21 protein-coding genes are annotated in these 21386 nt (G+C 64.1%); 4 read left to right on the top strand and 17 right to left on the bottom strand.

Annotation, left to right across the window (positions count from 1 at the left end):
- Window positions 1-10: 10 nt before the first annotated feature.
- From RJ527_15570 to RJ527_15560, 3 genes are all read right to left on the bottom strand, one after another.
- Window positions 11-1978 carry an ATP-binding protein gene (locus RJ527_15570; GenBank protein ID WND75443.1) on the bottom strand — a complete coding sequence of 656 codons (1968 nt, stop codon included), beginning with the start codon at window positions 1976-1978 and terminating at the stop codon, window positions 11-13.
- A gap of 73 nt (window positions 1979-2051) precedes the next feature.
- Window positions 2052-2552: a single-stranded DNA-binding protein gene (gene ssb, locus RJ527_15565; GenBank protein WND75442.1), complete on the bottom strand. Its 501-nt coding sequence runs from the start codon at window positions 2550-2552 to the stop codon at window positions 2052-2054.
- An 88-nt stretch (window positions 2553-2640) separates the two neighbouring features.
- Window positions 2641-2886, bottom strand: a complete 246-nt coding sequence (locus RJ527_15560; GenBank protein WND75441.1) for a hypothetical protein — start codon at window positions 2884-2886, stop codon at window positions 2641-2643.
- A 552-nt stretch (window positions 2887-3438) separates the two neighbouring features.
- On the opposite strand from RJ527_15560, the gene uvrA reads away from it, so the two are divergent.
- Window positions 3439-6351, top strand: coding sequence for an excinuclease ABC subunit UvrA (gene uvrA, locus RJ527_15555; protein ID WND75440.1), 2913 nt, complete (start codon window positions 3439-3441; stop codon window positions 6349-6351).
- A gap of 58 nt (window positions 6352-6409) precedes the next feature.
- Here uvrA and RJ527_15550 read toward each other — a convergent pair whose 3' ends face one another.
- The 5 genes from RJ527_15550 to dctP form a co-directional block, all read right to left on the bottom strand.
- Window positions 6410-6823, bottom strand: coding sequence for a DUF126 domain-containing protein (locus tag RJ527_15550; GenBank protein ID WND75439.1), 414 nt, complete (start codon window positions 6821-6823; stop codon window positions 6410-6412).
- Window positions 6820-8046 carry an aconitase X catalytic domain-containing protein gene (locus RJ527_15545; GenBank protein ID WND75438.1) on the bottom strand — a complete coding sequence of 409 codons (1227 nt, stop codon included), beginning with the start codon at window positions 8044-8046 and terminating at the stop codon, window positions 6820-6822. The genes RJ527_15550 and RJ527_15545 overlap by 4 nt, the downstream gene beginning before the upstream one ends.
- A gap of 11 nt (window positions 8047-8057) precedes the next feature.
- Window positions 8058-9353 (bottom strand): TRAP transporter large permease, encoded by a 1296-nt coding sequence (locus tag RJ527_15540; GenBank protein WND75437.1) that lies wholly within the window; start codon window positions 9351-9353, stop codon window positions 8058-8060.
- Window positions 9354-9356: 3 nt separating this feature from the next.
- On the bottom strand, window positions 9357-9848 hold the full coding sequence (locus tag RJ527_15535; protein ID WND75436.1) for a TRAP transporter small permease: 492 nt from the start codon (window positions 9846-9848) through the stop codon (window positions 9357-9359).
- A gap of 88 nt (window positions 9849-9936) precedes the next feature.
- Window positions 9937-10935 carry a TRAP transporter substrate-binding protein DctP gene (gene dctP, locus RJ527_15530; protein ID WND75435.1) on the bottom strand — a complete coding sequence of 333 codons (999 nt, stop codon included), beginning with the start codon at window positions 10933-10935 and terminating at the stop codon, window positions 9937-9939.
- A 195-nt stretch (window positions 10936-11130) separates the two neighbouring features.
- Between dctP and RJ527_15525 the strand changes: the two genes are divergently transcribed.
- Window positions 11131-11928: a GntR family transcriptional regulator gene (locus RJ527_15525; GenBank protein WND75434.1), complete on the top strand. Its 798-nt coding sequence runs from the start codon at window positions 11131-11133 to the stop codon at window positions 11926-11928.
- 12 nt (window positions 11929-11940) lie between these two features.
- On the opposite strand, the gene RJ527_15520 is transcribed toward RJ527_15525, so the two are convergent.
- Complete coding sequence (locus tag RJ527_15520) at window positions 11941-12633, bottom strand: CDP-alcohol phosphatidyltransferase family protein (GenBank protein WND75433.1); 693 nt, start codon at window positions 12631-12633, stop codon at window positions 11941-11943.
- A gap of 126 nt (window positions 12634-12759) precedes the next feature.
- A complete protein-coding gene (locus RJ527_15515) occupies window positions 12760-13101 on the bottom strand; it encodes a hypothetical protein (GenBank protein ID WND75432.1) in 342 nt (113 codons plus the stop codon).
- 117 nt (window positions 13102-13218) lie between these two features.
- Here RJ527_15515 and RJ527_15510 point away from each other — a divergent pair, with 117 nt between their 5' ends.
- Together RJ527_15510 and RJ527_15505 are read left to right on the top strand one after the other, a co-directional pair.
- On the top strand, window positions 13219-13977 hold the full coding sequence (locus RJ527_15510; GenBank protein ID WND75431.1) for a DUF1223 domain-containing protein: 759 nt from the start codon (window positions 13219-13221) through the stop codon (window positions 13975-13977).
- 33 nt (window positions 13978-14010) lie between these two features.
- Window positions 14011-14556 carry a hypothetical protein gene (locus RJ527_15505; GenBank protein WND75430.1) on the top strand — a complete coding sequence of 182 codons (546 nt, stop codon included), beginning with the start codon at window positions 14011-14013 and terminating at the stop codon, window positions 14554-14556.
- Window positions 14557-14560: 4 nt separating this feature from the next.
- Here the strand turns inward: RJ527_15505 and RJ527_15500 are convergent, their stop codons facing one another.
- The 7 genes from RJ527_15500 to RJ527_15470 form a co-directional block, all read right to left on the bottom strand.
- Complete coding sequence (locus RJ527_15500; protein ID WND75429.1) at window positions 14561-15751, bottom strand: CoA transferase; 1191 nt, start codon at window positions 15749-15751, stop codon at window positions 14561-14563.
- A gap of 13 nt (window positions 15752-15764) precedes the next feature.
- Window positions 15765-16925, bottom strand: coding sequence for an acyl-CoA dehydrogenase family protein (locus RJ527_15495; GenBank protein ID WND75428.1), 1161 nt, complete (start codon window positions 16923-16925; stop codon window positions 15765-15767).
- Window positions 16926-17233: 308 nt separating this feature from the next.
- Window positions 17234-17536, bottom strand: coding sequence for a hypothetical protein (locus RJ527_15490; protein WND75427.1), 303 nt, complete (start codon window positions 17534-17536; stop codon window positions 17234-17236).
- A 234-nt stretch (window positions 17537-17770) separates the two neighbouring features.
- Window positions 17771-18520: a CoA-transferase gene (locus tag RJ527_15485; GenBank protein ID WND75426.1), complete on the bottom strand. Its 750-nt coding sequence runs from the start codon at window positions 18518-18520 to the stop codon at window positions 17771-17773.
- Complete coding sequence (locus tag RJ527_15480) at window positions 18517-19341, bottom strand: CoA-transferase (protein ID WND75425.1); 825 nt, start codon at window positions 19339-19341, stop codon at window positions 18517-18519. Before RJ527_15480 ends, RJ527_15485 begins: the two co-directional genes overlap by 4 nt.
- An 88-nt stretch (window positions 19342-19429) precedes the next feature.
- A complete protein-coding gene (locus RJ527_15475; protein ID WND75424.1) occupies window positions 19430-19873 on the bottom strand; it encodes a rhodanese-like domain-containing protein in 444 nt (147 codons plus the stop codon).
- A 33-nt stretch (window positions 19874-19906) separates the two neighbouring features.
- Window positions 19907-21292, bottom strand: a complete 1386-nt coding sequence (locus RJ527_15470) for a pentapeptide repeat-containing protein (GenBank protein WND75423.1) — start codon at window positions 21290-21292, stop codon at window positions 19907-19909.
- Window positions 21293-21386: the final 94 nt, after the last annotated feature.

Below are 21386 nucleotides of genomic sequence, written 5' to 3'. Positions count from 1 at the left end.
ATTTTCTTTTTTAATTCAATATATTAGCAACAGCTTCCTGAGGCGGAGGCGCAGCCGGGATAATGACCCGCACCGTGGTCCCCTTACCGAGGCGGCTTTCGACCCTCAAGCTGCCGCCGTGCAACTCGGCAAAGGCCTTGGCCAACGGCAGGCCCAGGCCCGTTCCTTCGCTTTTCGACACATGGCTGTGCCGCGCCTGACTGAACGGTTCCATGATCCGCGACATGTCCTCAGGCGCGATGCCGATGCCCGTATCGCTGACGACGAACTCCGCCGCCCCATCGGTTATCCGGCGCAGCTGAAGGCTGACCGTGCCGCCCTTGGGCGTGAACTTGACCGCGTTGATCATGAGGTTCAGCAGAATTTGGCGCAGACGGGTGGGATCGGCCTCGATGGTGCCCGGGGCATCCGGCAGGTCCGAAACCAGCTTCAGCCCGGCCTTGGACGCCCGCTCGGAAACAATGGTGACGCAACTTTCGACGGCCTCGCGCAGATCGACCGGCTGCATCTCAAGGGCCATCGCGCCGACCTCGATCCGCGAGATGTCCAACAGGTCGTTGATCAGGGTCAGCAGATGGCTGCCGGAATCATAGATATATTGCACGTACTGGCGGGTCTGCTCGGGTTTCGCCAGGGCCGGGTCGGTGTCGCGCACGACCTCGGCGAAGCCCAGGATCGCGTTGAGCGGCGTACGTAGTTCGTGGCTCATATGGGCCAGGAACTCGGTCTTGGCGCGGTTGGCGTATTCGACCTCGGCCTTGGAGCGCAGAAGCTCCTTTTCCGCGCGGTCGCGTTCGTTGATTTCCATGGTCAGTTCAAGCGTGCGGTCGGCGACCCGCTGCTCCAGTTCGTCTTTCAGCCGGCGCACGTCGTCAACGATGCGTTCGCGCTCCCGGTCGCGAATCTGCATGCGCTCGGCCATGACCGTGAAGTTGGACGCCAAGGAGGCGACTTCGGCCGGAACCAGGAATCCTTTCGCGTCAACGGAACCCGGCGGCTCGCCCGCCGCGAGACGGCGCGACGCCGCCTCGATCCGGGCGATGGGGGCGGTCAGCCAGCCGGCCAGCCACCAAGCAAGCCCACCGGCCACCAGCACCCCGACGATCAGGGCGATCTGGGTGCTTTTCTGGATGTCTTCGGCGTGGAACGACAGTTCCTGTTCGGGCTGGGGCACCATGACCCCCCAACCGGCGACCGGCACGGAGGCGTACCCGGCGACCATCTTCAGGTTGGCGGCGGGCGAATGGAACCGGGAGACACCGGATTCCCCCTTTATCATGCGCGCCACCGGGTCGATGGCCGCGATGTTTTTGATCGCGGCTTCCCAATCGGGGCGCGGATGAGACACGATGTTCCCTAGGTGGTCGACAATGGCCGCGTGCCCCTTTTCGCCGAACACGATGGAACGCCGCAACTCGCGCAATCGATCAAGCGACATGCGCGCCGCGGCAAGCGGCAAACCGGCGCGGAAATTGACGGCGAACACCGCGGGTTGGCCGTCGCTGTCCAGCAGAACCTGGGAAAACACGATGCCGCCGCCCGATGCCGGCAACCGCTCCCGGATATCGCGCCACATGCGGTTTTCGTCCCGCGGCAAACAAGAGGCCGTGCCGGAAATCACGATGGCGTCCTGGGGCTGGCGCGCGCCGCTCAACAGGCAAATCGCCGATATCCCCCGATGATCGGCGCTGTCGATCAGCGCCTTGGGCAGACCGGACAGGGGGTATTGCGTCGTCAGGCCGTCCAAAGCGTGCTGAAACTCGATCAGGTCGCCTGCGATGAAACGGGCCAGGGTCTTGGCCAGCAGCAAGGAACGCTGCGACACATCGGCAACCTGGATGTCGATGGCACGGGCATGCAGCCAGGACGCCAAGATGACGGACGGTACCGAGCCGACAACGATCAACACGACCGCTAAAACGAAACGCAGACGTACACCCTGGCGCGGGGGAACCGTCGTGCTCCCTTGGGTCGTCATTCAACGCCTCGCCTGATTCCTTCGGCCGCCCCCCAACGGCATCTGTTATCTCTCGCGGCCTGTCTGGCGGCCGTCAGAACGGAATTTCGTCGTCCAGGTCGGACCGGCCGCCACCGCCGCCGCCACTGCTCGCGCCCGAACTGTCGTTGCCCGGGCCGTCCCAGCTTGATCCACTGTCGTCGGACCCGCCATAGCCGCCACCACCACCGCCGCCGCCTTCACCGCGGCCGTCGAGCATGGTCATGACGCCATTGAAGCGGGGCAGGACAACCTCGGTCGTGTATTTCTCGACCCCATCGTTTCCCGTCCATTTGCGGGTCTGCAACGTGCCTTCCAGATAGACCTTGGATCCCTTCTTCAGGTACCGCTCGCAGACGTCGGCAAGCCGCTCGTCGAAGACCACGACACGATGCCATTCCGTCTTTTCCTTGCGATCCCCGGATTGCTTGTCTTTCCAGGTTTCCGAGGTGGCGATGGACATGTTGACGATCTTCTGGCCGGACTGGGAAAACCGGACTTCGGGGTCGCGGCCAAGATTGCCGACCAAAATGACTTTGTTGACGCTTCCTGCCATCGGAATCCTCGTTCTTGCTGTGTCGTGGTGGTTGCTCCGCCCCCCCCTGGGAGGATAGCGGACTTTAGCCGGAATCGTCCGGCCGCGGCTAGGTGTCTGTTGCCCGGGGCGCCGGTGCCTGCGGCCCACCCTGGCGCGCCCGGGCGATGAAGTCGGCGACCAGGGCCGCGATCCGTTCCTCGCTCTCGTCGAGTTTGACCAGGGCCAGGATACCGATCTCCAGCATCGCCATGCCATAGACTTCCTGGCTGACGCCGGCGCTGATGAACTCCTGCAAGGCGTTGGACAGAATCATGTCCGCCTTGTCGAATTGCGCGTCGCTATCGCTGGGCATGTGGCGGGGTCCTCGGCCGGGCGTTTCAATCCGGCCCTTTTAAATCACCGGAGCGGATTTGCAAACGCCCATGGCCTTCGGCCCGCCCCCCTTGGACGGCGGAAAAAAAACGCCGACCCAAAGGGGCCGGCGCAAGTTCCGTTGGTGTGATTCAGATGGCGTCTACGCGATTACTGGGTCAGCCAGCCAGCCGCATATGCGCCGTAACCAAGGATAAGGACCAGGGCCACGAACCCGACGGTCCACTTAAGGGCCGATTTGTCGTCCTGTGTCATGTGTGCCTCCATTCGATCGTGGCAGCGCTGCCGGTTTCAAGGGAGGCGCCTCCTTGCTTGACCGCCACATTTTATTCCTGTTCGCATATTAGTTCACTCAAAAACGTTCAAGTTTATGTTTAAGATGAATTTTTTTGTGAAATTTCACTAATTATTTTAGTGAAATTATTCTCACGAGAGTCTTGCTTTACGTCGAACGCGGGCCCCTATATGACTGAGCGCTTGTGAAAACAGCCCCCTCTGACCATCTTCCTGACGGATGGCATTCGGAACTCTCATGGAAAAAATCACTGTCCGCGGCGCCCGGGAGCACAATCTCCGCAACGTCGACGTGGAAATGCCGCGCAACAGCCTCACCGTCATTACGGGGTTGTCTGGATCGGGAAAATCCTCCCTCGCCTTCGACACCATCTATGCCGAGGGCCAGCGCCGCTATGTCGAAAGCCTGTCCGCCTATGCCCGCCAGTTCCTGGAGCTGATGCAGAAACCGGACGTCGATCATATCGACGGGCTCAGCCCTGCCATTTCCATCGAGCAGAAGACGACCTCGCGCAATCCCCGCTCCACCGTCGGCACGGTCACGGAAATCTACGACTACATGCGCCTGTTGTTCGCGCGGGTCGGGGTGCCCCATTCGCCGGCCACGGGCCTGCCGATCGAAAGTCAGACCGTCTCGGAAATGGTCGACCGCATCATGGCCATGACGCCGGGCACGCGGCTGTACCTGCTGGCCCCGGTCGTGCGCGGCCGCAAGGGTGAATACAAAAAGGAAATCGCGGCCTTCGCGCAGAAGGGGTTCCAGCGCATCCGCATCGACGGCGAACTGTACGACATCGACGAAGCACCGGACCTGGACAAGAAGTTCAAGCACGACATCGAGGTCGTGGTCGACCGCGTCGTCGTCGGCGACGGGCTTGAGGCGCGCCTCGCCGACAGCCTGGAAACGGCGTTGGAACTGGCCGACGGCATCGCCTATGCCGACGATGCCGATGCGGCCAAGGACGCGGCCCCGAAAACCGCGAAGGGGGCCCGCAAGGGTGGCATTCAGGACCATGTACCGGCCGGACGCACGGTGTTCTCGGCGCGGTTCGCCTGCCCCGTGTCGGGCTTCACCATCGACGAAATCGAACCCCGGCTGTTTTCCTTCAACAACCCGTTCGGCGCCTGCCCCGCCTGCGACGGCCTGGGCACGGAAATGTTCTTCGACCCGGAACTGGTGATCCCCGACGAAAAACGCACCCTGGCCAGCGGCGCCGTCGCCCCCTGGGCCAATTCGTCGTCCAAGTATTACGACCAGACCCTGAAAAGCCTGAGCGCCCAATTCGACTTCGACCTGTCGACGCCCTGGGACAAGCTGCCCGCCAAGATCAAGGAAGTCATCCTGTTCGGCTCCGGCACCACCGACGTGACCATGCACTATCACGACGGCAAACGGTCCTACGACATCACCAAGCCCTTCGAAGGCGTGATCCCCAACATGGAGCGGCGCTGGCGCGAAACCGATTCAAGCTGGGTGCGCGACGAGTTGTCGCGCTTCCAGACCGTGACCACCTGTTCCGACTGCGGCGGTCTGCGCCTCAAACCCGAGGCACTGGCGGTCAAGATCGACGGCCTCAACATCTCGGAGGTCGCCGACCAGTCCATCGCCGATGCCCACGCCTGGTTCGCCGGGCTGGAGAAAAAGCTGAAGGGCCAGCACAAGGAGATCGCCCGGCGCATCCTGCGCGAAATCAACGACCGCCTGGGCTTCCTCATGAACGTGGGGCTGGAATACCTGAGCCTGTCGCGCGCCTCGGGCACGCTGTCCGGCGGCGAGAGCCAGCGCATCCGGCTGGCGTCGCAGATCGGATCCGGCCTGACCGGCGTGCTCTACGTGCTGGACGAGCCCTCCATCGGCCTGCATCAGCGCGACAACGAACGCCTGCTGGCGACCCTGTTCCGCCTGCGCGACCTGGGCAACACCGTGATCGTCGTCGAACACGACGAGGACGCCATCCGCGCCGCCGACTGGATCATCGACATGGGCCCCCGCGCCGGCGTGCACGGCGGCCATGTGGTCGCCACGGGCACCGCCGAGGACATCATGAAATCGCCGGACAGCCTGACCGGCAAGTATCTGACCGGGATCGAGCAGATCCCCCTGCCCGCCCAGCGCCGTCCCGGCAAGAAGGGCCAGGCCCTGAAGCTGCGGGGGGCAAGGGCCAACAACCTGGCCAACCTGGACGTGGATTTCCCGCTCGGTACCATGACCTGTATCACCGGCGTGTCCGGCGGCGGCAAATCGACCCTGGTCATCGAAACGCTGTACAAGGCCCTGGCCCGGCGCCTGAACGGGGCGCGCGAGCATCCGGGCGAGCATGACGCGCTTGAGGGGCTGGAGTTCATCGACAAGGTCGTCGACATCGACCAGTCGCCCATCGGCCGCACGCCGCGCTCCAACCCGGCGACCTACACCGGCGCCTTCACGCCGATCCGCGACTGGTTCGCCAACCTGCCCGACGCCAAGACCCGCGGCTACAAGGCCGGGCGGTTTTCCTTCAACGTCAAGGGCGGGCGCTGCGAGGCCTGCCAGGGCGACGGCCTGATCAAGATCGAAATGCACTTCCTGCCCGACGTCTACGTGACCTGCGACGTCTGCAAGGGTCAGCGCTACAACCGGGAAACCCTGGATATCAAGTTCCGCGGCAAATCCATCGCCGAGGTCCTGGACATGACCGTCGAGGAAGCGGCCGAGTTCTTCAAGGCCGTGCCGGCGATCCGCGACAAGATGGAAACCCTGAAGCGCGTGGGGCTCGGCTACATCCACCTGGGCCAGCAGGCGACGACGCTGTCGGGCGGCGAGGCCCAGCGCGTGAAACTGGCCAAGGAACTGGCGCGCCGCGCCACGGGCAAGACCTTCTACATCCTGGACGAGCCGACCACGGGCCTGCACTTCGATGATGTCCGAAAGCTGCTGGAAGTCCTTCAAGCCCTGGTCGACCAGGGCAACACGGTGGTGGTGATCGAACACAATCTGGAAGTCATCAAGACCGCCGACTGGGTCATCGACCTGGGCCCCGAGGGCGGCACCAAGGGCGGCAAGCTGGTCGCCCAGGGCACGCCCGAGGACGTGGCGCGCACCAAGGGCAGCTACACCGGCCAGTACCTGGCCCCCTATCTGAACAAGCGCCCGGAAAAGAAACGGGCCTGACGGCCTTCCCCGTTTCAGGAAGGCGCATCAGGCCCGGTCTATTGCCTGGAACGCTTGTCTAGCCGTTCAGCACCGTCACCAGACCGTTTTCCGGATCGACGACGACCTCGTCCCCGGTCTTGATCAACGTGGTCACGTCGCCGTCGGCGAAGCGGTCGCACATGGTCAGGTTGGCCAGCGCCGCGCCCTGGGCCAGGATGGTGTTGGCCGTGTTGAACAGGATCGCCTTGGGGCAGATGTTCCGCGACTTCATTTCATGCAGCATCCAGGCCGAGGCCACGCCGCCCTTCGACGTGTTCAGCACCAGGATCTTGTCGTGATAGGACTCGCCGCACAGCTTGTGCGCCGGACGGGAAAACACGCCCTTCTTGCGGTCCAGGTCATAGCGGGCCGAGAAGTTGTCGTCGGCCACCAGGGCGATGCCCTGCACCTTGTCGCCGATGCCCTTGTGGCACTTCAGTTCCTTGGTCATACGATTTCTCCTGCAACGGCCGACGCGACGCATTTTTCCATGCTCGCCAGCGCCGGGGTGTAGCCGTAGCCGCTGATGATGTTGACGATCTTGGCGGAGTTGCTGAGCAGCCGCGTCCAACCGTTGGCCTCGCCGATCTCGCGGGCGTACTGGTTATAAAAACAGGTGCCTTCAAGAACCTTGGCGCCGGTGCTTTCGATAGTGTCGATCAGCCCCATGCGGGTCGCGTCAGGATAGACCTGCGGCGAGGTGCAGACGATCACCGCCGACTTGAATGTCTTTCCGGCGCAGAGCGTCGCCAGGTCCTGCATCTCGACGATCGACAATTGCGGTGCGGCGAACACGACCACGTCGATCTTGTCGCCCTTGCCGCCGAACCCGGCGCGCAGCGCATCCAGATCCGCCTTGGTGATCTCTTCGGCCGGCAGCTTGTCGCCGCCGACGTCGGCCAGGGTCTGTGCTTCCGGCGTGATGCCGGCCATATGGAACAGCGGGGTCGAGCCGAAACTCGCCATGGCGGCGCCCATGTGCTTGGCCTCGTCCGAGGTCGGCACGACCTCCAGCCCCTCGATTACCGGCACGGCCCAGTAGGACCCCGCCAGCTTGCCGACCAGGGCGCCAAGCACGCCCCAATCGGTCAGTTCCTTGGGCTGTTCGCGGACCACGAAGCGGCGGGTCGCCTGGCGGTTCCCGTCCAGATGCAGGCCGTAGCGCGGCGTGCGCCCCGTCAGCCCGGCCGCCAGGGCCGAGGGCCCGCCCTCGAAGTTGGAACGCGCGCCGCAGATGCTGTTGGAATAGATCACCACGCCCGTGTCGCCGAAGGCGACATGATCGCCCAGCACCGGCGGCATGATCGTCTGATAGTTGACGCAGGTGTTGGTCATGAGGATGCCCATCTTTTCACAGGCGGCGATCATGCGCCGTTCCAGCGTGGCCATTTCCTCGGACTGGCCCAGGGGCCGGTAGTGGTTGAGGTCAACGCCGCGGGGGTCGGTGATCATCGGGATCGCGACCCGCGCCCCCTTGGCCACCATGTCCTCCAGGAAATCGCCGCCGGCTTCGCCCAGGGATTCCGGGTCCGCCATCATGTGGGCCTGACTGACCGGCACCAGGTCGGCCGCGTCGAACATGCCGCCGACCTTGACCTGATGGTCAAGGGCCCACTGCTTCGCAGCACCCATTTCGCCGGCCAGCATGGCCTTTTCTTCATCCGTCAACTTCAAGGCTGGGTCTCCTATTTCATCGAATTCGGTAGCCAGAGAACGATTTCCGGCACCAGGTATACGAGGTAGAGCATGCCGATCTGGATCAGCAGGAACGGCAGCGCGCCGCGCGCGAGCTTCCACAGATCGATCTTGGAAATGCCGTGGATGGTGAACAGATTGACGCCGATCGGCGGCGATATCTGCGCGATCTCCATGGAGATCGCGGCGAAAATCCCGAACACGATCGGATCCATCCCCAACTGTTCGGCGACAGGGAAGAAGATCGGGATCGAGATCAGCAGCATGGCCGCGCTTTCGAGAAACATCCCGAGAACGATATAGGCCAGGATCATCAGCGTGACGGCCCAGATGCCGCTGGCGTTTTCGATGATCGCGGCGGCGATGGCCTGCGGCACCTGTTCGAAGGTCAGGAAGTGCGCGAAGTACTGGCCGAACACGATCAGCATGAACAGCATCGTGGTGGCCCCCGTCGCGACGACGGCGGCGGCCTTCAGGTCGGCGAAGCTGAGCTTCTTCTGTGCGAATCCCAGCGCGCAGACATAGAGCACCGACAGGGCGCCGACCTCGGTCGGGGTGAACACGCCCGTATAGATCGCGACGATGATGACGACCGGCAGCAGCACCACGCCCAGGGACCGCCGGGTGATCGCCAGGCGTTCCTCCAGGCTGATCGAATGGGTGACCATGACCCGGGGCCGCGACAGGATGACGTAGAAGGTGAACAGGCTCATCATGATGATGCCCGGCACCACGCCGCCGATGAACAGCTGACCGATCGAGGTTTCCGTGATCACGCCATACAGGATCAGGGGAATGGAGGGCGGAATGATGATGCCGAGGGTGCCGCCGCCGGCCACGAAGCCGCCGGCCCGGCGCTCGCCGTAGCCTTCCTCGAGCAGCAGCGGAATCGCCACCAGGCCCACGGTCGCCGCCGTCGCCACGGACGATCCGGAAATGGCGGCGAAGATCCCGCAGGCGGCGATGGTCGCCACGCCCAGAGAGTTGGGGATCGATCCCGTCCAGGCCTTGGTGACCTCGAACAGGTCCCGCCCGGCGTCGGTCCGCTGCATGATCGTGCCGGTAAAGATGAACAACGGCAGGGCGATCAGTTCGAAGATCGACGCCCCCTGCCAGGCGATGTTGATGAAGTTCCTGAAGGCGAGGAACGGTTCCTCCACCATCAGCGCCGCCGCGAAGGCCGCCAGTCCCATGGACACGAAGACCGGCACCGACAGCACCATCAGGAAGAACAGCAGGAAGATCGCGATGAAGCCGACGTGGTCGTAGATGAAATCCATCAGCATCGGTTATTCCCCGACCACATGGGCGTCGCCGACCGGCGTCTCACCGGTGACCATCTGGACAAACGTTTGCAGGACGAGCCCGATCCCGCCGAGCGGCACCGCCAGCTGCGGGATCCACAACGGCACCTCCAGCAAGGTCGCGGAGACGATGGCGTTGGAGGCGGAATACCAGACGAAGTAACTGCCCGTCGCGATGATCAGGAAACCGAAGGCCAGCGTCGACAACTGCGCGATCAGGTCGAACATCCGGCGTTTGGACGGAAACATTTCCCGCAGCATGACGACCCGGAAGTGCGATCCGGACTGCACGGCCAGGGCATTGCCGCAAAAGCCGAGAAAAATGAAGGCATAGAGCGTCGTCTCGAAAACCCAGATCGTCGGCGCGTTGAAAAACCGCGCAATGGCCTCATAGGTGATCGGAACACACAGCAGGATCATCAGGGTGATCGAGACGGCGGTCATGCCTCGACCGATTGTTCGGATCAATCCGATCATCGCGCGGGCCTCTCCTTTGGAGCGGTCATGGGAAACGGACAGAAGATGCGAGAGACGGGCCGCACGGCGCGGCCCGTCCCTGAAAGCATCAGTTCTTGGCGAGCAGGTCCTGCACTTCCTTGGAGTATTGCTCTTTCGCGGAGGCCGTCAACGGCTCCAGACGCTTGGCGAACTTGTTCCAAAGGTCGCTGCCCGGCTCCACCGCCGTCACTTCGTTGCCGTTCTTGCGCACGGTGTCCAGCAGGCTCGCCAGCTTGTCGATGGCGAACTGCTGCATGTGGTCGCGGGCTTCCCCGGCGGCTTCCATGACCGCCTTCTGATTGGCCGGCGACATCTTCTCGAACTTTTCCTTGTTCATGACATAGGCATGGATGAGCGTGCCCATCACGCCGTTCGGCACGAACATGTTGGACGTGACCTCGAAATGCTTCAGGCCGACCGCACCGCCCAGGCCGCCCATGGCGCCCTTGACCGTGCCGCGTTGCAGACCGGAATAGACGTCACCCACGCCCATGATCGTCGGCGCGGCGCCCAACGCCTGCAAAACCTGCGCCGAGCCCTTCGAATAGGCGCGGATCGGCATGTCCTTGAACGAGTCCGGGCCTTCGATCTTGAAGTTGGTGCTGACGACGGGCGGGCCGATATCGAACATGGCGATGATCAGGGCCCCTTCCTTGCGAAGCTGCGCGTCAAAATAATCGAAAATCGGATTGCCGGGCTTCAGATTGTCGCGGGTCCAGGCCATGGACTTGTCCCACAGCGGCGTCGTGAGAATGCCCACGTCGGGCACGCGGCCGGACCAGTTGTCGAGGGTCGTCAGGGAAATGTCGACGGTGCCCTGGGGCACGGCGGTGGCCACGAACTGCTGCTTCACCATCTCGCCGCCGGCGAAGGTCTTCAGGCGAATGTCGCCGCCGGATTTCTCCTTCAACAGCTTCTGGAAGTTCGGCACGAACTGCGCCACCTGATAGTGCTTGGGGCTGCCCCAGGACGACAGGGACAGGCGTTCCGCGGCATCCGAGCCGGTCGATGTGCCAGACAGAACGATCAGTGCCGCCGCGGCGACACCGGCAATTTTCTTGAACATGGTAATCCTCCCAATCTCGAGGGCTCGTTGGCCCTCCTTTGCGTCGGCAACGGCAGGTATCTGCGGGTCGTGCCGAAAAATAAGAATATAGTAATTACATCATAGTAATTTACCATGTCAATGCCGCCTTGTCCCGCCGGCGCAGGCTGGGGAAGATGGTCATGTGATTCGCTGCGACAGCTGAAGGGGGAACGGATGGCTGGCTTTTCAACGCGCAAGACCGAGGATTTCGTCAAACGCTACTGGTCGGATGAAACGGACCTGCCGAAACACGAAAAGCTGTCCCGCGCGTTCACGGAATCGATCATGGACGGTTTCTGGACGGCGGGCGCGCGGCTGCCGACGGAAGCGGAGCTGGTGCAAACCACACCTTGCAGCCTGGGGACCGTGCAGCGAGCGCTGCGCAACCTCGCCTATGCCGGGGTGATCCAGCGGCGGCGGGGCAGCGGCAGCGTCGTCTCGGACCTCAGCCGCCCGATCCATGAACCCTGGCACATGCGGTTCCTGAACCCCGAGGGGGCGCCCGGCAGTTTCATGCCCGTCGCCACCCGCGTGCTGCACCGGGACGTTACCGCCGACCATGGCCCCTGGTCCACCGACCTGGGGCAGACGACGGAAAAGATCGTGCGGATCGAACGCGTGATGGTGATCGCGGACCAATTCGACGTGTACAACCTGTTCTATGCCCTGGCCGACCGCTTTCCGGAACTGGTCGACACCCCCCTGGCCGATCTGAACGGGATCAACCTGAAGGACATGATGGCCAGGGGACAGCACCTCGCCGTGCAACGGGGCCGGCAGTTGATGCGGTTCGAGGACCCGCCCGCGGGCATTTCCTTGAAGTGCCGTTGGCCGGAAGGAGAGCGGGCATCCGTGCTGAACGTCGTGGGATATTCGATGGATGGCGAGGCGATGTACTACCAGGACTATTTCATCCCGCCGACGGACCTGACCCTCGACCTTGGCACACCGCACCGCACCTACGCCCAATAAATGGGCGGCGCGTCAGGTCAGAATGCGCCGTGCCGACTTGCTGAGGTAGAGCAGCCAGAACACCTGGGCGCCGATGGCGGCGGCGGGCAGCAGAACCCACAGCCAGCCGCCGAGCGCCAATCCCGCCACGATCAGCCAGAAATCCGCGCGCGCCAATCCGCGAAAGGCGAACACGGCAACATCGCGCCATCCCGCCTCGCCCCCCAGATCGGACAGGCGGGCCACCTGGGTCTCGCCCTCGGGCACGCCGCCGAGCACCAACGGCAAGGCCGCGCTGATCGTGCCGCCAAGGGCGGCCGCGCCTCCCAGCCACATCCACAACACGTCTCCCGCCTCCGCCATCGTGTGATAACCGACGGCCAGAAAGAAGGCGGCGTGGACAACCCAGTCGGTGAAGTCGTCGAAGGCGGCGCCGAACCGCGACCCCATGCCACGCAGCCGGGCCAGTTCGCCGTCGCAGTAATCGAACAGGTAATAGAGGAAGAACATTCCCGCCCCCAAAACCTGCACGACGGGCGAGCCGAGCGCGAAACAGGTGGCGGCGGTCAGGCCGGAGGCCAGACCCAGGCTCGTCGCCTGATTGGGCGTCATGCCGAGCGCCGCCAGGCGGGGCGTCGTCGCCCGCGACAGCATGCGGATCAGGGGCAGTTGCGTCATCATCGCGCGGGCGCGCGACGGCGCCGGATCATGTTCCGTGGATATCATGGTATGTCCCGTGTCACAGCATCGGCGCCGGAATCCCAGGCCGCGCGTGCTCTCTCGTGCCAAAGGCAGAGAGAAAGGTCAAGCCCGCCGAATGGCAGGCCCCCTTTCAACCACATGAACGGAAAATCAGAAACGGGCGCGGAAGGCGGCGAACAGGCTGCGGAACACGTTACGGAACAGGTTGCCGGCATGGAATCCTTCGGCCAGACCGCTGTCCAGTTTCTCGGCCAGGTCTTCCGGCTTGGCGTTGCGCAATTCGTCGGCCAACTGGCCGCCGCGAGCAAGGTTCACGGCTTTGTGACCGCCACCGATATCCGTGGTCGAAAAATCAATGCGATCCTCGACCGTGCGTCCCCCCAGGGACTGCCCCGGATTTTCCAACGCCTGACGCGCCTCACGCATCAGCTTTTCACCGAGCGTGGTCGGACGCGGCAGCGCCGCGGCGGAATTGTGAACTTGGCTCACCATGATTTGAGCATACGCCGATCGGGGTTAAATTGACACCGGATTCACGTTCCCCAATCATCCCGTCAGACAACCGGGCCGGTCAGACAATCGGCCCAGTCGACAATTGGAAACGTATCCATGAAACATCTTATGTTCACTGCCCTGGCCGCCGCTGTGACGTTCGTCACCGCCGCCCCTTTCTCCCCCCCGGCCCAGGCCCAGGACAAAAAGCCCGTGGTCGTCGAGTTGTTCACCTCGCAGGGCTGTTATTCCTGCCCGCCGGCGGAGGCGTTCCTGGGCGAACTGGCCGACCGCGCGGACGTGGTCGCCCTGGAATTCCACGTCGATTACTGGGACAGCCTGAATTACATGTGGCACGGCCAATGGAAGGATCCGTTCTCGGCGCCGGAATACACGCAGCGCCAACGCCTCTACAACGTCGCCATTCGCGGCCAGTCAGGCGTCTACACTCCGCAGATGATCATCGACGGCCGGCTTGAGGCCGTGGGATCGCACCGCGGTCGGGTCACCGACAACATGACCCGGGCGGCCAAGACCGTGGGCAAACTCGCCGTCGCCGTCGCGGCCCGAGGCGGCCGGTTGCAGGCATCGATTTCCGAAGGCGCCGCCGGTATGGCCGACATCATTCTCGTCCGTTTTCTGGACCGTGCCGAAACGGTGGTCCAGAAGGGCGAAAACCACGGCAAGGTGCTGGTCAGCCGCCATATCGTGCGCGAAATGCGCAAACTCGGCAGTTGGCGCGGGGACCGGGTCGCCCTCGACCTGCCCGCCGATGCGGCCGGCGGTGACGGCATGGGCTGCGCGGTCCTGGTTCAGACCCCTAACCACGGCCCGATCCTGGGCGCCGCTCTATGCCCCAAAGGGCCGTCGTCCTAGAAACGCGGCCGCCACGTGCCTATATGTCGGCCCATGACCGGATATCTTCACCGTATCGCTCCGGCGGCCCTCGCCGCCATTCTGCTTACCGCCTGCGCCGCCCCGCCGGGCGCCAGCCTGACCTTTCAGGACATGCAGGCCCGGCAGGCGGCGATCCAGGCCGTGCTGGCGGCGGGTGACGTCGGCACGCCCCGCCCCTGGCGCAGTCCCGACGGCACCACGGGCGCAGCCACCCTGGTGAGCGCCGCCGACGCGGAGGGCTGCCGCCAGGTCAGCACGACGGGCCCCGGCGGCGCGATCACTGACACCTGGTGCCCCACGCCCCATGGTTTCTGGGTTCATCCGGACGAACTGTTCTACCGCAACGCGACGGGGCGGGAGACCTATGGCGGCGCCGTGCGCTCGCGGGACGGCGCCGACGGCGTAAAGGCAGAGACCGAACCCGCCGACACCCGGCCCGATCAGATCGACTGCCTGCGCCTGCTGCGCGAAGAACAACGCCTGTCCGACGGCGGCCGCGAAGGGGCAGCCCGCGCCGCGCGCCGGGCGTTCCACGACTGTCTGAAGCGAAGCCGCTAAAGGCTCAGGCCAGTTTCACCTTGGCCGCATAGTCGTCGGCGTCGGCCACATTCCAGCCCAGAACCTGTTTGAGAACTTCCGCCGTCTGCTGACCCAGGGTCGGCGGGGCGGAGCGCACGCTGATCGGCGTTTCCGACAGTTTCAGCGGCGAGCCGATGATGCGCTCGCGGCCGATCGTCGCGTGCTCGACCTCGACCACCATGTCGCGGGCATGAACTTCCGGCGCTTCCAGCACCTCGTCGACCGTGCGGATGGCGCCGGCGGGCAGGCCCGCAGCATGCAGATCAACCAGCCATTCGTCGCGGCCCTTGGTGCGGAACGCGGCCTCCATGATCTCGTACAAGGCGACACGGTTTTCGGCCCGCGCCCGGTTGGTGGCGAAGCGCGGATCGTCGGCCATGTCGGGATGCCCCAGGGCCGCCGCCAGCTTGCGGAACTGGCGGTCGGCGCCGATCGCCAGGGCCAGCGGATGGTCCGCCGTGTCGAACGGCCGGTAGGGGCAGACCGACGGATGATCGTTGCCCAGGCGCTGGGGCCGTTCGCCGGTCATCAGATAGGCCGCCCCCTGGTTGGCCAACAGCGCCACGGCGCTGTCTAGCAACGCGATGTCCACGTGCTGGCCCTTGCCGCTGCGTTCGCGGTGGAACAGGGCGGCGAGCACGCCCGCGACCGCGTCCTGGCCCGCGACCATGTCGGTCACCGCCGCGCCGACCTTCATCGGCGGCTGGTCGGCACCGCCGATCAGGGACATCAGGCCGCTTTCCGCCTGGATCAGGAAGTCGTATCCGGCGCGTTCCGCCGCCGGGCCCGTGCGCCCGTAGCCGGATACGGAGCAATAGATCAGCCCCGGATTGTCGGCTTTCAGTTGCTCGTAGCCCAGGCCGTATTTCTCCATGGCGCCGCGCCGCAGGTTCTCGACGACGATGTCGCTTTTCAGCGCCAGGTCGCGGGCGATGGCCCTGCCCTCGTCCGTCTTCAGATCTATGACGATGCTCTGCTTGTTGCGGTTGGTGACCTGGAAATAGGCGCTTTCGCCGGCCTCGAACGGCGGGCCGAAATGGCGCACGTCGTCGCCTTCGGGGCTTTCCACCTTGATGACCTCGGCCCCCAGGTCACCCAGGATCATGGCGCACCAGGGCCCCGCCAGAACGCGCGAGAAATCGAGAACACGGATACCGTCGAGGGGGCCGGGCATTGTCGTGTCCTCCCTAGCGCCGCTGGTCGAAACGGCGGCCGACCAGGGCGGCGGCGATGTTGACCTTCTGGATGTCGATGGCGCCGCCGGCGATGCCCCAGCCCCAGCCGTCGCGCATGCGCCGTTCCATGTCGAACTCCTTGGAATAGCCGTAGGCACCCATGACCTGCATGGCCGCCCCCGTGACGTCGCGCACCATTTCGTTGGCGAAGCATTTGGCCAGGGAAGAATCCAGGATCGACGGCAGACCGTCAGCGGCGTTCTGCGCCGCCCGCCAGATCAGCAGGCGCGACGCCTCGCAGCGCAGGGCCATTTCCGCCAGCTTCATCTGCACCGCCTGGAACTCGACCAGCGGCTTGCCGAACTGCTTGCGCTCCTGCACATAGGCGAGGGCTTCGTCCAGCGCCGACTGGGCGATGCCCAGGCACATGGTCGAATTGCCGCAGCGTTCCAGGTCGAAGGCCTCCATCAGTTTCTTGAACCCGCCCGCCGGGACGATCAGGTTTTCGGCGGGGACTTCCACGTTGTCGAAGAAGATGTCGGCCGACGGCACGCCGCGGAAGCCCATCAGCCGTTCGCGCGCGCCGAAGCTCAGGCCCGGGGTGCCGTCCTCGACCAGCACCGCCCCGATGCCCTTGGCGCCCGGGTCGTCGGACAGCTTGCAATAGACGACATAGGCGTCGGCGTGACTGCCGCCCGAGCACCATCGCTTCTGGCCGTTGAGGACGATCTTGCCGTCCTTGATGACCGCCCGGGTCTTCAGGTCGGTCAGGGCCGATCCGGCCTCGGGTTCGGACATGGCGACGGCGACGACCATCTCGCCGGCGCAGACCTTGGGCACGATGCGTTTGGCGAGACCGGCGTCGGCGAAGTGCTCCACCGCGCGCACCGGACCGACGGAACTTTCAAAGATGGGAAAAGCGACCGCGGGCGAGACCTTGGCGAATTCCTCCAGCACGATCAGGGCTTCCAGATTGCCAAGCCCGAGACCACCCAGGTCTTCCGACACGTTGACGCCGAGAAAGCCCATTTCCGCGTAGCGCTTGATCCATTCGGCAGGCAGCGCCTTGTCTTCCTGTTCAAGGGTACGGGCGACCTCGCGCATTTCGCCCTGGGCAAAGGCGCGGGCGGCTTCCTGTAGCTGGCGCTGATCGTCGGTCAGTCGAAAATCCACGGTCCATATCTCCTTTGCCGGTTGGCCCAGGGGTCGCGTCACATGGCCGGACCGAATGGGCACGGCAAAGTGCACAGCGCCGGGCCGGAAGTAAATGAAACTTCATTTCATTCGATGAAACATCGGACACGAACATCCCTGCCCCCGAAACGTCGGGTGAATACGGGGGGGCTGAAAACGAAAGAGCCCCTCCGGGATATCCCGGAGGAGCTCAGCCGTGCCTTCAGAACGTCTCCAAGGGTTGAGACAAGACCGCCCCGAGGGACGGGGATTTGCCACCCCCCCCAAACCGTGGGGGAGCAAGAGTGTCAGGCAACATCGTTGACGACATTGCCCCTGGCGCCGCCGGCATTGCTGCCGACGTCGGTAGGCGTGTTCGCGGGGTCTTTTCCGCGGTCTTCACCAGAGGAGTTGCTGTCCTGAGACGGCTGAGTGGCCGCCGAAGGAGAGGTCGATTCTTCGAGTGATTGCCGTTCCTCAGAACGGAAACCACTCTCGACAGCTTCCTCGACCTCTTGTCGAGTTTGTTGAAGCAGGTTCTCGGTACTTTGAGTAACCTGCTTCACAAGCGTCAAAGGAAATGACGCGAGATTTGAAGCTTGATCAATCATAGCGTTTCTCCGCTCTGAATTGCGACGTTCTGTCAGCGCTTAAAATATGGCACAGAAAAAGGCAAAAATAAATACTATAGAGAACTCGGCCACTCCTCCCCCATTACCCATTGAAAGTACAGGGTTAATAGGGCGAAGCCCGCGCTGACAAAGGGACACGGAAAGGTTCCGCTTCACCAGAAGCGCCCGGAATCAGGACTGAAAGAGCATCGGCCGCCGCCCTTGGGCACGCCCTCAGGCGGACGCCTTCGCGCGGTAGCCCAACACTCTTTCGGCGAAATCCGGGTAGGTCCCGGCGACCTCGCGGCCGATCTTGGTGCGCAGGATATCCAGCCGTTCGGGCTCCGGTTCCGGCGTGGTCGGCACGTTGTCGGGCACGTCGAAATCGAAGCCCGTGTTGTCGCGCACTTCCTCGACACTGTGCCCCGGATGAACGCTTTCCAGACGGAACCGCCCCAGCCCCCGGTCGAACGACATGACGCAAAGTTCCGTGACCAGGGCGTGTGGGCCGCCGGGGCGGTGCACGTCGGGCGGGCTGACGCCGGGGGCGCTGATGAAATCGACCTTGTCGACGAACACCCGGCGCGTGTGTTCCGGACGGAACAGGATGACGCGCGGCACGGTGAAATATATGTAGGCCGACCCGAACGAGCCCGGGAACCGGCGGTCGAGCGACGGATAAGCGCCGGTGCCAACCAGATTCAGGTTGGCTTGGCCGTCGATCTGCACGCCGCCCAGGAAGAACACGTCGATGCGCCCCTGCCCGGCCGCGTCGAACAGTTCGCGCCCGCCGTCCGTGAACGGGTTGTTGGTGATGCCGTGGATCAGCGACACGCGGAAGGCGCCGCCGGTCAACTCCCGCTGCAACAGGGCCGCCGCACCGGGAATGGGCGACGCCGCCCCGATGGCGCCGTTGCCGCGTTCCGGCAGCAGGCGGGTGACGACGGAAATCAGGAATTCTTCGGAGGAATAGGCTTCGCTCACGACGCCGCCTCCGCTTGACCGCCCAGAACCTCGCGCTTCAGGTAGGCGTCGAAGCCTTCCTGGCTGCGCGCCTCCTTGGCATAGGCGCGGATATGATCCATATCGATGGGATAGCAGCCCGTAAGCCCCAGGGGCTTGGCCCCTTCCTTGGCTTGGGCCGTGGCGCCGATGTACATGGCGGGGATGGTGCCCGCCGCCAGCACGGGATCGGCGGTCAGGTCGCCGTCGTGAATTTCCTCATAGGTCGCCAGCGTCGTCTTCGCCGCATGGGCGATGGTGAACAGTTCGTGGCGCTTGCCGACCCAGACGTTACCGTGTTTGTCGGCCAGCGGCGCATGAACCAGCGCCACGTCGGGCTTGATCGCCGGCAGCAGCAAAATCTTGCCATTGCCCGCGCCCATGGGGTCGTCGACCACCTTCCAGTCGTCCCGGTACTTGACGATGTCGGAGCCGATGATCCCGCCCAAGGGCATGAACGGCACCCCCTTTTCCGAGGCCTGCAAGGCCGTGTGGATGGCCGGGCAGGTGCTGTCCCGCATTTTCAGGCTGCCGTCCTGCACGGCGCGGGTAAAGCTGGGCGCCAGGCCCGCCTCGCCCAGGCTGACCGCCGCCGCTTCCATCAGGCGCACGCAGCCGGCGCCGATCAACAGGTCCGCCGCCATGCCCGAAATCGGCACGGCAAGCACATGCAGGTCCTTGACGCCACGTCGGATCAGCGCCCGGATCAGCGCCATGGGCACGAAACTGTAATCGGGCGGCAGGGCCAACAACGCCCCGTCGGGCACCTGTTCGGCAAGGGCTTCAACGTCGTGGATGGTCATGGCGGTCGTCCGTCGTGGATGAAGGACGTATAGGGTGTCACAGGGCCTTGGGCGCGGTCAATTGTCCGCTATTTCAAACGCCCTGCGGTCAAATACCCGTCACCGGCTGTCCCGCCTTTTTCCAGGCCTTGAGACCGCCGGCCAGCACCGCCACCTTGGTCAGGCCGTTCTTGCGCAGGATGCGGGCCGCGCGGGCCGACAACTGGTCGGTCTTGCACACCACCAGCACCGGCGTATCGGCGTAGTCGGCGAGATCGGCCTTGATCTGCTTGATGCGGCCCATGAGGTCGATCAGCGGCAGGTTCAGGGCGTCCTTGATGTGCCCGTCCTTGCCGGTGAACTGGCTGGGGGAGCGCACGTCGACGACCAGGGTGTCCGGGTCCTGGTCAAGCTGCGTCTTGGCCTCATCCGGTTTCACATAGGGCACGCCCGCCATCCAACGCGGCAACTGACGGCCGACATAAAAGGCGATGACGATGAGCACCAGGCTCATCATCGTGCGTTCGTCGACCTGGATGTTTGAAAAGTCCATGGGGGTGATTCCTACGGGCTTGCGGCGGACGGATCAATCGATAACGTCGTCATCGCGGGCCATGCCGTTGGGCAGGCCCACCGCCCCCCGCTTGTCGGCGCCGGACAGATTGGCGCCGCGTAGGTCGGCATTGGTCAGATCCGCATCGAGCAGGCTGGCGCCGCGCAGATCGGCGTCGCGCAGGTCGGCGCCGCGCAGGTCGGCCGATTCCAGATCCGCGTTGCGCAGATCGACGCCGTTCATCTGGGCGTCGCGCAGGATCGCGTGGTCCAGATTGGCGCGGACCTTTCCGCCCTGGGCCTTGGTCGAAATGACGATTTCCCCCAACAGCGCGCCAACCATGTTGGCCTCCGCCAGGTTGGCGCGGCTCAGCTTCGCGCCGCGCAGGTCCGAGCGTGCCAGATTGGCCTTGCGCAGATCGGCGAAGGACAGGTCGGCCATCAACAGTTCGGACCGCGAGAAATCGGTGCGCTGCAAAATCGCGAAGGAAAAATCGGACGCCGCCAGATTGACCCCGGACAAGTCCTTGTCCGTCAGATCGGTTTTGGAAAACACCGCCCGCTGGCCCTCAGAGCCGTTGGAATCGACCCAGCGCGCATGCATCAGGATCGCTTCCTGCAGGCTGACGTCCATGTCCTCGATCCGCTTGGCCAGATAAGCGACGTCGAGATTGACCTTGGTCAGATCCATGTTGTCGAAAATCGCACCGACAAGATCGGCCCCCGACAGATCCGCGTTGGACAGGTTGGTGTTGTTGAACACAGCACCATGGAAGATCGCGCCGGACAAGTTGGCATCGGTGAAATCGGCGCCCTCCAGATCGCAGCCGGTCAGGTTCGACAGTGACAGGTTGGTGCGGATGAATTTGGCATGGCGCAGGATGCAGTCCGTCATGTCGGTCTGCACGATCATGGAATCGGAAACCTTGGCCCCGGTCATGTTGGCGCCACGCAGGTTGGCCTTTTCCAAGCCGCCGGTGGCGTCCTCGTGGACGACCTGGATCAGGTCGCCGCCGCCCTTCTGCGGTTTCAACAGGATGCCGTCGCGCATGTCGGCATCGACCAGCGACGCCCCCTCAAGGTTCGATCCGGCGAGGCAGGCACCCCGGATATCCGCCTTGTCCAACACCGTGCGTTTCAGGTTGGTGAAGCGCATGTCGGCGGCGAACAGAACCGCACCTTCCAAATTGGTATCCGACAGGTCGCAATGGCAGAACAGGGTGCCCGCGCATTCAATGCGCGCCAGGTTGCGCCGTGACAGATCGAGATAGCTGAGATCGTGCATGGACAGCGTCGCCCGCTCGCCGCCGGTCCGGCCGTTGGCGAACAGCATGTGCTTGTCGAGAATCACGTCGAGTTCCTGCTGCGACAGCTTCTTCCACGTGTGGTCGCCGAAATCCCGCGTCTTCTGCAACGACATAGGTATCCTACTCCCTTGGTCCGGCGCGGCGGCCCGTGCCTCCCCGGCGCGGGAACTATAGAAAATCCATGATAAACGAAGGGTAAACGCCCGT

The sequence above is a fragment of the Thalassospiraceae bacterium LMO-SO8 genome (assembly GCA_031655335.1).
Taxonomy (GTDB): Bacteria; Pseudomonadota; Alphaproteobacteria; order Rhodospirillales; family Casp-alpha2; genus UBA1479.
The sequence above is the reverse complement of the archived record's forward strand: the minus strand, read 5'-3'. Positions and strand labels throughout refer to the sequence as shown.